The 15,869-nt window shown below is 60.7% G+C and carries 13 protein-coding genes; 7 read left to right on the top strand and 6 right to left on the bottom strand.

Features of this window, described 5'->3' with window-relative positions; translation table 11 throughout:
• Positions 1-57: 57 nt before the first annotated feature.
• The 5 genes from speB to BUC36_RS13070 all read right to left on the bottom strand — a co-directional run bounded on the left by speB (position 58) and on the right by BUC36_RS13070 (position 6,979).
• Positions 58-936, bottom strand: coding sequence for an agmatinase (speB, locus tag BUC36_RS13090; RefSeq protein WP_073275864.1), 879 nt, complete (start codon positions 934-936; stop codon positions 58-60).
• Between the two features lie 50 nt (positions 937-986).
• Positions 987-2,243 (bottom strand): carboxynorspermidine decarboxylase, encoded by a 1,257-nt coding sequence (nspC, locus tag BUC36_RS13085; RefSeq protein WP_084536009.1) that lies wholly within the window; start codon positions 2,241-2,243, stop codon positions 987-989.
• A gap of 105 nt (positions 2,244-2,348) precedes the next feature.
• The gene (locus BUC36_RS13080) at positions 2,349-3,542 is read right to left on the bottom strand and encodes a saccharopine dehydrogenase family protein (RefSeq protein WP_073275862.1); all 1,194 of its coding nucleotides are present in this window, start codon (positions 3,540-3,542) and stop codon (positions 2,349-2,351) included.
• A 416-nt stretch (positions 3,543-3,958) separates the two neighbouring features.
• Positions 3,959-5,881, bottom strand: a complete 1,923-nt coding sequence (speA, locus tag BUC36_RS13075) for a biosynthetic arginine decarboxylase (protein ID WP_073275860.1) — start codon at positions 5,879-5,881, stop codon at positions 3,959-3,961.
• A gap of 273 nt (positions 5,882-6,154) precedes the next feature.
• The gene (locus tag BUC36_RS13070; protein ID WP_073275858.1) at positions 6,155-6,979 is read right to left on the bottom strand and encodes a DUF6515 family protein; all 825 of its coding nucleotides are present in this window, start codon (positions 6,977-6,979) and stop codon (positions 6,155-6,157) included.
• A gap of 417 nt (positions 6,980-7,396) precedes the next feature.
• On the opposite strand from BUC36_RS13070, the gene panC reads away from it, so the two are divergent.
• From panC to BUC36_RS13045, 5 genes are all read left to right on the top strand, one after another.
• Positions 7,397-8,245 (top strand): pantoate--beta-alanine ligase, encoded by an 849-nt coding sequence (panC, locus tag BUC36_RS13065; RefSeq protein ID WP_073276163.1) that lies wholly within the window; start codon positions 7,397-7,399, stop codon positions 8,243-8,245.
• A gap of 136 nt (positions 8,246-8,381) precedes the next feature.
• Positions 8,382-8,768, top strand: a complete 387-nt coding sequence (gene panD / locus BUC36_RS13060; protein WP_073275856.1) for an aspartate 1-decarboxylase — start codon at positions 8,382-8,384, stop codon at positions 8,766-8,768.
• A 50-nt stretch (positions 8,769-8,818) separates the two neighbouring features.
• A complete protein-coding gene (locus BUC36_RS13055; protein ID WP_073275854.1) occupies positions 8,819-9,454 on the top strand; it encodes a LysE family translocator in 636 nt (211 codons plus the stop codon).
• A gap of 12 nt (positions 9,455-9,466) precedes the next feature.
• A complete protein-coding gene (locus tag BUC36_RS13050; protein WP_234994987.1) occupies positions 9,467-11,422 on the top strand; it encodes a bifunctional acetyl-CoA hydrolase/transferase family protein/GNAT family N-acetyltransferase in 1,956 nt (651 codons plus the stop codon).
• Positions 11,423-11,661: 239 nt separating this feature from the next.
• Positions 11,662-12,585: a histone deacetylase family protein gene (locus BUC36_RS13045; RefSeq protein WP_073275850.1), complete on the top strand. Its 924-nt coding sequence runs from the start codon at positions 11,662-11,664 to the stop codon at positions 12,583-12,585.
• Between the two features lie 12 nt (positions 12,586-12,597).
• On the opposite strand, the gene BUC36_RS13040 is transcribed toward BUC36_RS13045, so the two are convergent.
• Positions 12,598-12,951 carry a cupin domain-containing protein gene (locus tag BUC36_RS13040; protein WP_073275848.1) on the bottom strand — a complete coding sequence of 118 codons (354 nt, stop codon included), beginning with the start codon at positions 12,949-12,951 and terminating at the stop codon, positions 12,598-12,600.
• 311 nt (positions 12,952-13,262) lie between these two features.
• On the opposite strand from BUC36_RS13040, the gene acs reads away from it, so the two are divergent.
• Together acs and BUC36_RS13030 are read left to right on the top strand one after the other, a co-directional pair.
• A complete protein-coding gene (gene acs / locus BUC36_RS13035; RefSeq protein ID WP_073275846.1) occupies positions 13,263-15,200 on the top strand; it encodes an acetate--CoA ligase in 1,938 nt (645 codons plus the stop codon).
• Between the two features lie 110 nt (positions 15,201-15,310).
• Entirely contained in the window at positions 15,311-15,688 is a 378-nt protein-coding gene (locus tag BUC36_RS13030) for a GFA family protein (RefSeq protein WP_159436018.1), read from the top strand.
• The last annotated feature ends 181 nt before the right edge of the window (positions 15,689-15,869 follow it).

Genomic DNA, 15,869 nt, shown 5'->3' with positions numbered 1-15,869 from the left:
GTCAAATGGCGGGCCGGTCAGCGATAGCGCTGCGCTATCCCCTCCGGTTGCGCTGCACTATCCCTTCCTGTTGCGCTGCACAATGCCCATCAGCTTGTACAGCAGCTGTGCGGCGGCAAAATCATAGGCGTGGAAGCCTTCGATCGGCGCGAACTCCAGCAGGTCGAAACCGATGATCTGCCGCTGTTTCGCCACCGATTCGAACAGGTTCAGGGTCTGGTACCAGCCGAGGCCGCCGGGTACCGGGGTGCCGGTGGAGGGAAAGACCGACGGGTCGATACCGTCCACGTCCAGCGTGAAGAACACCTTGGACGGGAAGTCGGCCGGTAGTTCGAACTCCTGCACATTGGTCGGCACCAGCTGGTGGGCGTCCAGGTAGTGCACACCGTATTTATCCCGCGCGCCCATTTCCTCCTCGCAGTAGGCGCGGATGCCGAGCTGGAACAGCGGGATTCCCGCCTCCACGACCAGTCGCATGACGCTGGCGTGGCTGTGCTTCTGTCCCTCATAGCGGTCGCGCAGGTCGGCGTGGGCGTCTATCTGCACCACGCCGAAGTCCTCGATACCGGCGTCCAGATAGCCCTTGATCACCCCCCAGGTCACCGAGTGCTCGCCGCCGATCCCCACCGGCATCTTGCCCGCCTCGAGGATCTCCCGCGTGGCAGCGGCGATATTGTCCATCACCTGCTCGGGCGCACCGCTGACATTGACCGGCGAGCGGGTGTAGATACCCAGCTCACACGGCGAGGAGAAGTTGTCGAACGTCTCCAGCTGCCAGGAGGCCTCGAGGATCGCCGCCGGCCCTTTGCCGGTGCCGCCGCCGTAGGACACGGTCTCCTCGTAGGGGATGGGGACGACATGGAAGAAGGCGTCTTCCGCCTTCGGCTGCTCGATTTCGGAGCCAAGGAAAATGGGGAAATCGTTTTCTGAGAGCATTGGTTACACCTGGTATTGCGTGACGGTCCTGGTCTCGCCAGTGGAATCGATTAAGCGCATCCGCTGTCCTGGCTACCGGCTGCGGTGGCCGGCCCCACGACCTTGGGGTCCTCGCCGGAGAGGCGGCCCTTGAAGTCCGCGTAGCCGAACTCTTTGACGATCTTCAGTTCATCGGTCGCCGAGTTCCACAGCGCGATCGCCGGCAGCGGAATGCCGTTAAATGTATTGGTTTTGACCATCGTGTAGTAGGCCATTTCCTCGAACACCAGGCGGTCACCCACTTTCAGCGGATCGCTGAAACTGTACTCGCCGATACTGTCGCCGGCGAGGCAGCTCTGGCCGCCGAGGCGATAGTCGTGGGGCAGCTCGCCCGGGCGTGCGGCGCCGGTGATCTCGGGGCGGTAGGGCATCTCCAGTACGTCCGGCATATGGCAGGTGGCGGAAGCGTCGAGAATCGCCTGGTTCTGGCCATTCCAGGCGATATCCACCACCTCGGCCACCAGTATGCCGGCGAACAGGGAGATGGCCTCGCCGGGTTCTAGATAGACCTGCACCTGGTGCCTGTCGGCGAAGGCGCGCACCGCGTTCACCAGTTCATCCACCTGATAATCGCGGCGGGTGATATGGTGGCCGCCGCCGAAGTTGATCCACTCCATCTGCGGAATCAGGTCGCCGAATTTCTCCTCGACAGCGGCAATCGTGCGCTCCAGCGGCTTGAAGTCCTGCTCGCACAGGGTGTGGAAATGCAGGCCGCTGATGCCTTCGAGATCTTCACCGTCAAACAGCGAGCGCACAATACCCAAGCGCGAGCAGGGCGAGCAGGGGTCGTAGAGTGCCGTGTGGCCCTCGGAGTGCTCCGGGTTGATACGCAGACCGAAGCGCAGCTCCGGGCGCTCTTTCTGCATCTCCAGACACAACGCCTTGTAGCGCTTCCACTGGGAGAAGGAATTGAAAATCACGTGGTGGGCGAACTGCAGAATTTCCCTGAGTTCGTCTTCCTTGTAGCCGGCGCTGAATACGTGCACCTCCTTGTCGAGATCCTTGCCGCCGTATTCCTCGTATCCCAGCTTGGCCTCGTACAGGCCGCTGGCACAGGTGCCGGACAGGTGCTCGGCAACCAGATGGCCGGTGCTCCACATGGAGAACGCCTTCAGCGCGGCCAGCACCTTGGCACCGCTGCGTTGCTGTACGTCGGCGAGTACCGCGAGGTTGTCGCGCAGCGCCCGCTCGTCGACGACGAAACAGGGCGACGGCACGCGGCTCGGATCGAAGTTGCCGAAGTAATCTATGCGGGGAGTCAAATCCATTAGTGAGCTCGCAATGGTTGCCGTAGGAGCCTGCTTGCAGGCGAACAGGAGCAGAGCTCCGTGCCTTTCGCCTGCAAGCAGGCTCCTACGTGTGGTCGATGGATTTTATTGGAACGGCTTGTCCAGCCAGGTTTCCTGCCAGGGCAGGCCGTACTGGTTCAGGTCCGCCATAAACGGATCCGGATCCATCTGCTCCATGTTCCAGACTCCCGGCTTCATCCACTTGCCCTCGAGCATCATCTTGGCGCCGATCATCGCCGGTACACCGGTGGTGTAAGAGATGGCCTGGGACTGCACTTCCTCGTAGCACTCCTGGTGGTCACAGATGTTGTAGACGTAGTAGATCTTCTCTTCGCCATCCTTGGTGCCGCGAATGATATTGCCGATGCAGGTCTTGCCTTTGGTCAGCGGACCGAGGCTGGCCGGATCCGGCAGCAGCGCCTTCAGGAACTGGATCGGCACTATCTGCTGGCCCTGGAACTCGATCGGCTCGATGCTGGTCATGCCGACGTTCTGCAGTACTTCCAGGTGCTTCAGATAGCTGGCGCCGAAGGTCATCCAGAAGCGCGCGCGCTCGATTTCCGGGTAGTGCTTGGACAGGGACTCCAGCTCTTCGTGGTAGAGCAGGTAGATGTCCTTCTCACCGATACCGGCGGGGAAATCGAACACGCGCTTCTCTTCCATCGGTTTGGTGGTGATCCACTCGCCGTTTTCCCAGTAGCGACCGTTGGCGGTGATTTCGCGGATATTGATCTCCGGATTGAAATTGGTCGCGAACGGCAGGCCGTGATCACCGGCGTTGCAGTCGATGATGTCCAGCGTCTTGATCCGGTCGAAGTGGTGCTTTTTCGCATAGGCAGTGAAGACGCTGGTCACGCCGGGATCGAAACCGCTGCCGAGCAGTGCCATCAGGCCGGCCTTCTCGAACTTGTCCTGGTAGGCCCACTGCCACTTGTACTCGAACTTGGCCTCTTCCGGCGGCTCGTAGTTGGCAGTGTCCAGGTAGTGCACGCCGGTTTCCAGGCAGGCATCCATGATGTGCAGATCCTGGTACGGCAGGGCGACGTTGATCACCATGTCCGGCTTCACTTTTTCGATCAGCTTGACCAGCTCCGGTACATTGTCGGCATCCACTTCGGCGGTGTCGATCTTGCGCGGCAACATTGCGGCGATCTTGTCGCACTTGCTCTTGGTGCGGCTGGCGAGGGTGATATTTTCAAACACATCCTCGACCTGGGCGCACTTGTGTGCCACCACCTGGCCGACGCCGCCGGCGCCGATAATCAGTACATTGGCCATGATAGATCTCCATATTTTTTGTGGAATTTAAGCCACTTTTTTCTGAGGCAAGCCTTCACTGCGCCTCTCGGACAACTCATTGGCGAGCCTGGTCGCGGTAACAGTTCGCGGGACGCGCCGTAAACCCATCCCTGGGGGCTTGTCGAAAAGGTCCTTCTTTTCGACAGTCCCGCAAACTGTTACCACAACCATGCTCTTCGCGTAACACTCGAGACTTCGTATTGACGACGAAGCAAGTAAGTTTGAATTTAAGGCAAAGTGCTGGGTATCCGTTTTCGAAAGCGTCAGCGACAGGGATGTCGCTGACGCAGCGTACAGGGATGTATTCACAGCGGTTTCGAAAACGGATACTCAGTGATTTGCCGCCACCGGGCCGGCTTCAGTGTGTTCCATTGGGCCGCGCCGGTGCCAATTGCCTATTTCTCGAAATACGTATAACCACTCATGCTGGCGGTATAGGTGTGCAGTATCTGCTTGCGCTGCTGCGCAGTGATCCTGCCATCTTTTACTGCCCGCTCCGCGAGCTTGCGGAAGCGCTCGAAAAGTTCCTGCGGCCGATATTCCACATAGCTCAAGACATCGGAAATGCTGTCGCCGTGAATCTCGCGGCTGTAATCGAAACTGCCGTCCTCGTGAATGCGCACGCTGACCACGTTGGTGTCGCCGAACAGGTTGTGCAGATCGCCCAGGGTCTCCTGGTAGGCGCCTACCAGGAAAGTACCGAGAATGTAGTCCTCATCATCGCGGAGCTCGTGCAGTGGCAGTGTTTTCTGCTCCTCCTGGCGGCCGATAAAACGGTCGATCTTGCCGTCGCAGTCGCAGGTGATGTCGGCGATGATGGCGGAGCGCGTCGGTGCCTCGTCCAAACGGTGAATCGGCACCAGCGGGAACACCTGATCAATCGCCCACATGTCCGGCAGCGACTGGAACACGCTCACGTTTGCGTAATAGATATCCGACAGCACTTCCGGCAGTGCCTGCAGGTCCACCGGAATCTGCTCCGCCTCGTCGAGCAGCTTGCGAATCTCCTGCGCGCCCTGCAGGAACAGGTTTTCCGCGTTGGCGCGCTCGCGCAGGCTGACCTGACCGTGCAGGTACAGGGAGCGCACTTCGTCGCGATAGTAGAGCGCGTCGTTATAGCTCTCCTGCAGATTCTTCGCGCTGATGCTGTTCACCGCATCCTGCAGGTTCAGCAGCATCTGGTGATCGCCTTCCGCAATCTTCGTGCGCTCGAGTTCCACCGGCTCGAAGCGGGTGGTGTCGAGAATATCGAACAGCAGCACCGATGAATAGGCGACGGTAGCGCGGCCGGATTCAGTAATGATCACCGGGTGCGCGACGCCCTCGCTGTCCAGCGTGCCCATGATCGCCTCGACCACGTCCACACAGTACTCATCCAGGGAGTAGTTTTTCGAGTGGGTGTAGTTGGTCTTGGAGCCGTCGTAGTCCACCGCCAGGCCGCCGCCGAGATCCAGGTAACCCATGGCCGCGCCTTCCTCGACCAGGTCGGCGTAATAGCGACAGGCCTCCAGCACGCCGGTGCGGATATCGCGGATATTCGGTACCTGGGAGCCCAGGTGGTAGTGCAGCAGTTTCAGGCAGTCGAGCATGTCGTGGCTGCGCAACTGGTCGACCATCGCAATCAGGTCGTTACTGCCGAGGCCGAAGATGCTGCGGTCGCCGCTGGTGGCGTTCCAGTAGCCGCCGACCTTGGAGGCGAGCTTCACGCGCGCGCCTATGTTGGGGCGCACCTGCTCGCGCTCGGCGCAGCGGATAATGGTTTCCACCTCAGAGGGCGTCTCGACGACAAAGAATATCTGCACGCCGAGGCGCTGTGCCTGCAGGCCCAGGTTGATGAACTCTTCGTCCTTGTAGCCGTTGCAGACGATCAGCGACTCGGTGTTTTCCAGAATCGACAGCGCCGCAATCAGCTCCGCCTTGCTGCCCGCTTCCAGGCCGTGATTGAACTTGCGACCGGCGGTGGCGATCTCCTCGATCACCTGGCACTGCTGGTTTACCTTGATCGGAAACACGCCGCGGAAGACGTTGTTGTAGCCGCAACCCTCGATGGCGCGGGCAAAGGATTCGTTGATGCGCGCGATCTGTGCGTCGAGCAGGTTTTCGATACGCAGCAGCAGCGGCAAACCGAGGCCGCGCTCGGTCGCGCCGCGGGCGATATCCATCAGGGAAACGCTGTGCGTTGCGCCGGCGGAATTTTCCACGCGCACGGTGATCTCGCCGGCTTCGTTCAAATCGAAATAACCGGCGCCCCAGTTACGGATGCCGTAAAGCTCAGCCGAGTTTTCGCAAGTCCAGTCTTGTACTTGTTGCTGTTTCATGGCGCCTGTTCAGTTGGTCATTAGCGGGGCGCGAATCTTGGGCCCAGTCGGGCTCGAAAGCAATAACTATAGATAACAAAAACTCTATTTTTCAGCAGGAAAAAATTAAATTTTTATTCGGTTTGTGGCGTGAAATTTATGAATTTGTGCGCCTGATTTGTTTTTGAATTTTTATTCGGGTTTTGTGGGCGGTAAGAGTTTCTGAAATGCCGTGACAAAAAAAGCGGCCCGAAGGCCGCTGAGGTTAGGGTGGCAAATTGCGTGACAGGCTGATCAATAGAAACCGGGGTTGGTGACAACTCGGTAGGCGCCGCGGGGACCATCCCACAGGTAGTAGGTGTCGTAGACCACGTAGTACTCGAGCCCGCCAAATACCACCGTCACCGCGGAGGCCGGCAAGGCGTGTACTACGGCGCCGACCGGTGCGCTCGCCACCACATAGCCGTGGCTGGCGGGGCGGTAAAAAATACCGTCGCTGTAGAAGAAGCTCAGGGCGCCAACACTGATACTGACAAAGCTGCTCGGCAGGTGTCTCCAGCGATAGCCGTAGTGGTAGTGGGTCGGGCGCCAGCGCGGCTTGTGCGCGTGATAGCCCGGGCGGTAGTAGGGGCGGCGCGGCTTGTGGCGCGGGCGCTTGTGGCCCCAGTCGTGGCTGTATTTGTACCCGTGCTTGTAGCCGTGTTTGTAACCGCGCTCATAGCCCTTGTCGTAGCGGCGCTCGCCCTTATGGTAGTCGCGGCCCTTGTCGTGTTTGGCGTGGCGCCGGTTGCGGTCGCGATCGTAGTTTTCGCCCTGGTGGTTACCCCTGTCGTGGCCCTTCCCGCGGCCATAGTCGTGGCCTTTGCCGCGTCCGTTATCGTGGCCTTTACCGCGGCCGTTGCCCTGGTCGTCGCGCACGTAGACGGGGCGCCGGTCGCCACGGCGCTCGCGCCGCTCTTCGCGGCTCTTGGCGCGTTCCTTGTTGTAGGCTTTGCGGAACGCCGAGCCGCTGACATCGGAATCCTGCTTGCCGCGGTAGTGGTCGCGGCCGTCTGCGAGTGCCGGGGCGGCGATCAGCAGCACGCTGGCGGTGGCGATAGCGGTGATGATCTGTTTCATACAGTTTCTCCTGAGCGCTGGTGGCTCTTGCTGGAGCTCTGTGGCTCCCTTCGTGAGCCCGGAGGCTCTTTTTCTGAGCGCTGAGGGCTCTCTTTCTGAGCGCTGAGGGCTCTTCAAGTGCCGCCAGGGCAGCCTTTCCTACTGTGGGAGCCAGTTTGCCCGGCGCGGACTGAATCTTTCCTGAACCGCTGGCAATTAATTCGTTCAGCCAGGTTGGGGCGCGGAGCTGGTGGGAGGATGGTTGGGGAGAAAAAAACCGAACGATGATTCTGGTTTTCGGGTTTTTGCCGGAGATCGCGACCTGTTTGCGGCTTTTCGGTCGAAATTGTCTGTAATCAGGCGTTCTGGCGATATTGAGGCGCACCATCGCAGGGAGTATGATGCCGCGCTGATTAACTCAAAGCGGTAGTGATCGCGATGCAAGTCTTCCACCACGTGGCCAGCCTGCGCGAGGCGCTGGCGAAGGCCCGCCGCGACGGCAAGACCGTCGGCTTCGTGCCCACCATGGGCAATCTGCACGACGCCCATATCGAGCTGGTCAAGACGGCGCAGCAGCTCTGTGACCTGGTGGTGGTGTCCATCTTTGTGAATCGCCTGCAGTTCGGCCTGAACGAGGACTGGGACACCTATCCGCGCACGATGGAACAGGATATGGCGAAGCTGCGCGCGGCCAACTGCGACTTCCTGTTCCACCCGGATGAAAGCGAGATCTACCCGAACGGCATGGATCAGCAGACCCGCGTGGTCTGCCCGGCGATGACCGATGTGCTCTGCGGCGCCAGCCGTCCGGGCCACTTCGAGGGGGTCACCACGGTGGTGTCAAAGCTGTTCAATATCGTGCAGCCGGACAAGGCCGTGTTCGGCATCAAGGACTTCCAGCAGCTGGCGGTGATCCGCCGCATGGCCGAGGACCTGTGTATTCCGGTCGAGATCATCGCCGCGCCGGTGCACCGCGAGGCCGACGGCCTGGCGATGAGTTCGCGCAACAGCTACATCACCCCGCAGGAACGCGCGAAGGTGGCGGTACTGAACCAATCCCTGAACTGGGTGAAGGAAGCTATCGAAGGCGGCCGCCGCGATTTCGCCGCGCTGGAAGACGAGGCGAAGAAACGCATCGAGAAGGCGGGCTTCCGCGTCGATTATTTCTCGATCCGCAACAGCAAGGACCTGCAGCCGGCGGCCGATGACGATTGCCAGATCACGATTCTCGGCGCCATGTACACCAGTGCCGCGCGCCTGATCGATAACGTATCCCTCGAACTTTAACGCGCGACACGAGGATGTGCCGCCGCCGGCGCGAGCCCGCGAAATACCAGAAGATCTACGCATCTGCGCCAGTATTTCACGGGCGACAATCGAACGGGTCAGGACGGCCGATTCGATTGATTGGAGGTAATGAAACATGCAAATCGAAATGCTGAAGTGCAAACTGCATATGGCCGCGGTGACCCAGGCGGAACTCTGGTACGACGGTTCCTGCGCGATCGACCAGGACCTGGTCGAACTGGCCGGCCTGCGCGAGTTCGAGAAGATCGATATCTACAACGTCAGCAATGGCGAGCGCTTCCACACCTACGTGATCCTGGCCGAGCGGGGTTCCGGCATCATCTCGATGAACGGCGCCGCCGCGCGGCGGGTACAGGTCGGCGACCGCATCATCATCGCGTCCTACGCGCAGATGACCGAGCAGGAGGCCGACAGCTTCCTGCCGAAGCTCGTTTACCTGGACGAGAACAACCGCGTCGAGCGCAGCTCCAACACCATTCCGGTACAACTGGCGGAAGCCTGAATGGTGCCGTTCCGAATTTGAGTCTCACCGCTGCAAGTTAGGAATCGTTTATGTTTGGGATCGAGAATCTTTGGTTGTTCGTCGTCTCCGGCTTGGTGCTCAACATCCTGCCCGGTCCCGATTCCCTCTATATCGTCGGCCGCAGTGCCAGTCAGGGGTTCCGGGCCGGCTCCGCTGCAGCGCTGGGTATTGGCACCGGTACCATGGTGCATGTTCTGGCAGCATCCCTCGGGCTTGCGATGATACTGGCCACCTCGGCCTGGGCATTTACCGTCGTTAAGCTGATCGGTTGCGCCTACCTGCTGTACGTCGGCGCGACGATGATTGTTGGCAAGTCCGGCGGTGCCGGCATCCAGGCCGAGAAGCCCGCCCCGGTACCCCTGAAAAAAATCTTCTATCAGGGATTTCTCACCAACGTCCTGAACCCCAAGGTCGCGCTGTTTTTCCTCGCATTCGTACCGCAGTTTATTGCCGCAGACAGCGACAGCAAGGCGCTGGCGTTTGTTCTGCTCGGGCTGATTTTCAATGCGAACGGAATGCTCTGGTGCCATTTCCTGGCCTGGTCGTCCGCATCGGTGAGTCGCAAATTCAAGACCAGCGAGCGCGCCGCGAAGTGGCTCAACCGGGCCGCCGGCAGCCTGTTTGGTTTTTTTGGTATCAAGCTGGCTCTCAGCTCGCAGAGTTAACAGGCCCCCTGATTGTCATCCTGGCGCCGGCCGACGGTTGGCCGCGCCAAAGCCAGCCGCTACTATGCTTTGATCGTCTGCAACCGATCAATAAAGGGCGCTACCATGCTCACCTGCCCGAACACCGGCGCGGAAGTGCAGTGGGGAAACCTGCTGAAGTCCGGCTGCCGCATCTTTATCGGCTCCAACGCCGCCGTTCCCAATGCGCTGATGGCAGACCTGATCGATCACAGCCGTGGCCTGCACGATATCGAGGTCACCCATATCCTCACGCTGTCGGACAATGTCTGGGCGACGCCGCGCTACCGCGACCTGTTCAAGGTCAACTCGCTGTTTATCGGCGGAGCCAATGTGCGCGAGGCCATTGCCGAGGGCCGCGCCGACTACACACCCTGTTTCCTGTCGGAAGTCCCGCGTCTGTTCAGCGACCACACGCTGCCGCTGGATGCGGCGCTGGTGATGGTCAGTCCGCCGGACGAATTCGGTTACTGCTCCCTCGGTGTCAGCGTGGATGTGGTATCCGCGGCGGTCAGGCACGCGCGCAAGGTAATCGCCCAGGTGAACCCGCGCATGCCGCGCACCAATGGCCACAGCTTCGTCCATATCCAGCAGATCGATGCCTGGCTCGAGGCAGCGGAGGAGCTGCCGGAAATCGAGCCACCGCAACTGGATCAGGTTACCGAGCAGATCGGCCAGTATGTATCCGTGCTGATCGACAATGGTGCCACCCTGCAGCTGGGTATCGGCAAGATACCGGATGCGGTACTGCGCTATCTCGGCAACCACCGCGATCTCGGTATTCACTCGGAAATGATTTCCGATGGCGTCATCGATCTGGTGAAGAGCGGCGTGATCAACAACCGCAAGAAGACATTTCACCGCGGCAAGGCGGTCGCCAGTTTCTGTATGGGCACGCGGCGCCTGTACGACTTTGTCGACGGCAATCCGCACGTGGAGTTCTATCCGGCCGAGCATATCAATTCGCCGACCAAGATCGCGCGCAACGACAAGATGGTGTCGATCAACGGTGCCATCGAAGTGGACCTGACCGGCCAGGTGGTTTCCGATTCGATCGGCAGCCGCTTCTACAGCGGTATCGGCGGCCAGGTGGACTTTATCCGCGGTGCGGCCCTGAGCCAGGGCGGCAAGCCGGTGATCGCATTGCCGTCCACGACCAGGGACGGTAAGCGCTCGCGCATCGTGACGACACTGACCCCGGGCGGTGGCGTGGTGACTTCGCGCGGCCACGTGCACTATGTCGTGACCGAGTACGGCATCGCCTCGCTGCACGGCAAGACGATCCGCGAGCGGGCGCTGGAGCTGATCCGCATCGCCCACCCGAAATTCCGCCGCGCACTGCTCGAGGAGGTGCGCAAGCTGTACTGGGTGCCGGAATACCAGGAGCAGGCGCCCACGTCGGTGCCGGAGCTCGGCCCGGTGGAATCGAAGACCTTCAGCTTCGACGGCATCGCCTATACGCTGCGCCCGCTGCGTCCCGCCGATGAGCGCCGCCTGCAGGAATTTTTCTATACCCACAACAAGGAAACCCTGCTGATGCGCTACAACCACCACGTCACGCAGATGTCGCGGGAGAAGTCCTGCAGCCTGGTGAGTGTCGATCAGAGTAGCGATCTGGCCCTGTGCTTCACCGATCGCGAAGGCGAGGCCGAGGTGATCCAGGGGGTGGGGCGCTACTACTACAATGCCGCCGACAACAGCTGCGAGGTGGCTTTCGTGATCAAGGAGAGCCGCCGCGGTAAGGGCATCGCCACGACACTGCTTAACGAGCTGGAGGCCATTGCGCGTGCTCGCGGCATAGAGCGCATGGTGGCTTGCGTGCGCCGGGACAATCGCCCGATGCTGGCGGTGTTCGACAACTGCGGCTTTGTCGCCACGCCGGGCGCGGACATGGACGAGGTTCTGCTGACGCTGGATCTTCGCGACGCTATCAACCCGGCGGCCAAATAGATCATCCTTGATCTATTTGGCCGTCGCCCTTGAAATGCCCGCGCACAAAATCGCCGGGAGCGGATTTGGCCAGCTTTAGCTGATCCGCAATTACATGTAATTCAAGGGCTCGCGCCGGCCTCCGGCCGGCGTCGGCACTTCCCTGTGCCGCATTAACCCGTCAACCTATTTGGTTGCCGGGTTAATAACAGGGCATAGTTACACTTCGCCAAGGCCATTTCCACGCCCGGAGTCCGCTCATGTCTATCGGATTTATCACCAGTCCCGCGTGCGCCGGCCACGATATGGGCGCCGGCCACCCGGAGCGGCCGGCGCGGCTCGATGCCATTCACGACCAGCTGCTGAGCAGTGGCCTCGATTTCGTGCTGCGCCACTTTGACGCGCCGGCGGCAACCCGCGAACAGCTGGTGCTGGTGCACGACTCCGATTACGTAGACTCGATTTTCGCGCGGGCACCGGCAGAGGGGATGGTGGTACTGGATGAGGACACGTCCATGTGTCCCGGCTCACTGGCTGCCGCGCTGCACGCCGCCGGCGCCGTGGTGTCGGCGGTGGACCGGGTGATGGCCGGCGAGGTACCGTCGGCCTTCTGCGCGGTGCGCCCGCCGGGCCACCACGCCGAGCGGGCCAGGGCCATGGGTTTCTGCCTGTTCAACAATATCGCCATCGGCGCGGCCTGGGCGCGACAGCATTACGGCCTGGAGCGGGTGGCAATCGTGGATTTCGACGTGCACCACGGAAACGGCACCGAGGAGTTCGTGCGCGACCGCGACGGCTTCCTGCTGTGCTCCAGCTTCCAGCACCCCTTCTATCCGTTCAGCGGTACCGGCGAGCTGCCGGCGCATATCGTCAATACGCCGCTGGAGCCCGGTGCCGGCGGCGAGGAATTCCGCCGCGCGGTTGAGGAACAATGGCTGCCGGCACTGGAACAGTTCCAGCCGCAGATGATCTTTATCTCGGCGGGCTTCGACGGCCATATCGAGGACGAGATGGCGCAGTTGCGGCTGCTGGAACAGGATTACCGCTGGGTGACCGATGTCGTGCGCGAACTGGCCGGGCGCCACGCGGACGGGCGCATTGTCTCGGCGCTGGAAGGGGGCTACGCCCTCGGAGCCCTGGGGCGCAGCGTGGTAGCTCACCTGAATGGCCTGATCGGCCACTGAGCCGCCGCCAACTTACTCCTCGTAGATCGCGTAGAACTTCTTCACGCTACCCAGGGTTTCCCAGGTGCCCTCGAAGCCGGCCGGAATGCAGAAGGCGTCGCCGGTACTGACCCGCTCGCTGTGGCCGTCCGCGTCGGTGATCACCGCCTCGCCATCGATGATGTAGCAGAACTCATCCTCGCTGTAAGTGAGTGTCCACTTACCGGTATCGGAAGACCAGATACCGCAAAAGAAGTTTTCCTTGGCATTGGTGAAAAAGTGTTCGGTCAGCTGCTGCGGCTGGCCCGCCAGTACTTTTTCTGGCGCCACCGGTCCCGCGTCCCGTTCACCCTTGCCCTCTGAAATCCGTAGCAGTTTCACACCCATGGTGCACCTCGATTGCTATTTGAAAAATGTGATCACTTTTTTGTCGGGCTATTTTGCACTGCTGTCGCAAAAATGGCACGCGATTCCATTCTTGCGCTGGGATTCGGTTTTGTCGGCGCGTTATGATGAATCGAAACGCCATTTGACAGCGTTGTCACCTATCTGTCGCCGGTGTATAACTGGTCGGCATAGCGGGCGGCGAGCAATGCAGAGTGGCTGTCCGTCAGTGCGCGCCCCGCTCGGCTATGCTCTAGGGCAAAGCCAGCCACCGGGGCCCGCTACGCCCGATAATTCTAATAAGGGAGAAAACGATGTCTGAAGTGCACACCCGTCCAGTGCCCGCCGAATTCGCCGCCGACGCGCATATCCGCGCGGAGGACTACGACAAGATGTACCGCCAGTCCGTCGAGGATCCGCAGGCTTTCTGGTCGCAGCAGGCGAAGGATTTCCTGCAGTGGCACAAGCCGTTCACCCAGGTGGTGGACGAGGACCTGAGCAAGGGACACGCGGCCTGGTTCGCCGACGGCGAGCTGAATGTCTCCGTCAACTGTATCGACCGCCACCTGCCGGCCCGCGCGGAGCAGACCGCGATTATCTGGGAGGGTGACGATCCCGCCGACAGCAAGCACATCACCTACGCCGAGCTGCACGAGCAGGTCTGCCGGCTGGCCAATTTGCTGAAGGCCCGCGGCGTCAACAAGGGCGATCGCGTCTGCCTCTATATGCCGATGATCCCGGAGGCCGCCTATGCGATGCTCGCCTGTGCTCGCATCGGCGCCGTGCACTCGGTCGTGTTTGGCGGCTTCTCTCCCGACTCGTTGAAAGACCGCATCCTCGACTCCGACTGCCGGCTGGTGATCACCGCCGATGAGGGTGTGCGCGGCGGTCGCAAGATACCGCTCAAGGCCAATGTGGATAAGGCGCTGGCCAGCTGTCCCGATGTGCACACCGCGATCGTGGTCAAGCGCACTGGCGCCAACATTGACTGGGACAGCAAGCGGGATATCTGGTACGCCGAGTCCGTCGCCGAGCAGGGCGCCGACTGCGCAGCGGAAGTGATGAACGCGGAAGACCCGCTGTTTATACTCTATACGTCCGGTTCCACCGGCAAGCCGAAAGGCGTGCTGCACACCACCGCCGGCTACCTGCTGATGTCGGCGATGACCTTCAAGTACACCTTCGATTACAAGGAGGGCGATGTCTTCTGGTGTACCGCCGATGTCGGCTGGATCACCGGGCACAGTTATATCGTCTACGGCCCGCTGGCCGTAGGCGCCATCTCGCTGATGTTCGAGGGTGTGCCCACCTACCCGGATGCGTCGCGCTGCTGGCAGGTGGTGGACAAGCACAAGGTCAATATTTTCTACACGGCGCCGACCGCGATCCGCGCATTAATGGGTGCGGGCGACGACTATGTTACTGGTACCGATCGCAGTTCACTGAAGCTGCTGGGCACCGTCGGTGAGCCGATCAACCCGGAAGCCTGGGAGTGGTATTACAAGGTGGTCGGCGACGAGCACTGCCCGATTGTCGACACCTGGTGGCAGACCGAAACCGGCGCGCACCTGATCACGCCGCTGCCCGGAGCCATCACCATGAAACCCGGCTCCGCCACCAGGCCCTTCTTCGGCGTGCAGCCGGCACTGCTGGATGAAAAGGGTCAGGAAATCGATGGCGAGGGTGAGGGCGCACTGGTAATGAAGGCCAGCTGGCCGAGCATGATCCGCTCGGTGTTCGGCGATCACCAGCGCATGATCGATACCTACTTCTCCACCTTCCCCGGCTACTACTTCACCGGCGACGGCGCGCGCCGCGACAAGGATGGCGACTACTGGATTACCGGCCGCATCGACGATGTGCTGAACGTGTCCGGGCACCGCCTCGGTACCGCGGAAATCGAGAGCGCTATCGTGCTGCACGACGATACCGCCGAGGCGGCGGTGGTGGGCTACCCGCACGATATCAAGGGGCAGGGCATCTACGCCTACGTCACCCTGAAGGCCGGTCACGAGCCGTCGGAGGAGCTGCGCCAGGAACTGATCGACCTATGCGTGAAGGAAATTGGCCCTATCGCCAAGCCGGATATCATCCAGTGGGCGCCCGGCCTGCCGAAAACCCGCTCCGGCAAGATCATGCGCCGAATCCTGCGCAAGATCGCCGCGAACGAACTGGAGAATCTCGGCGATACCTCGACACTGGCGGATCCGTCCGTGGTCGACGAGCTGGTCGAGCACCGCGCCAATAAGTGAAACTAAGCAGAAAGTTGATAAGCCGGGCACTGCCCGGCTTTTTTGTGTCGTAGAGGCCTCGCATCTGCAGTCGCGCGTTAACGCACCGCTGGCCAATACAGGAGTAAATTGTGAAGGAAGAAAACTATAGAGGCGGCTGTCACTGCGGCGCCGTCCGTTTTGAAGCGAAGCGCCCGCCGAAATTTGTCGCGCGTTGTCATTGCGACAGCTGCCGTCGTTCCACCGGTGGCGCCTTCTCGACCTGGGTTGGCTTTCGCGACGAACAGGTCGAATGGTTGTCCAGGCCGGAATGTTACCGCAGTTCAGAGGGGGTGAATCGCTGCTTCTGCAAAAAGTGTGGCACACCGCTGTCTTATCAAAGCACTAAATGGAGTGGAGAGACACATTTCCTGATTGGCGTACTCGATGATCCCGCGCAACTTGTTCCGAGCGGTGATGTCTTTACGGAAGAGGCGCTCGATTGGTGTCTGCAGGATAAATACCGCTGAGTTGCTTCCGCAGAACTGAATCTTTATGAAGGCCACCAAAGTCGCAGCTGGGTAGTCTATTTCGTGCGTCGCCTGGGCAATCGATCTCGTATACAGTTTTCTGTTCTTGCCGATTTAGGGCCTAAAAGGTTTTGTTCCTGCGTGATCTCCTATACCTTGACCGTCGGCCTAATTGCACTTT

It is taken from the genome of Microbulbifer donghaiensis, assembly GCF_900129095.1.
Lineage (GTDB): Bacteria > Pseudomonadota > Gammaproteobacteria > Pseudomonadales > Cellvibrionaceae > Microbulbifer > Microbulbifer donghaiensis.
The sequence above is the reverse complement of the archived record's forward strand: the minus strand, read 5'-3'. Positions and strand labels throughout refer to the sequence as shown.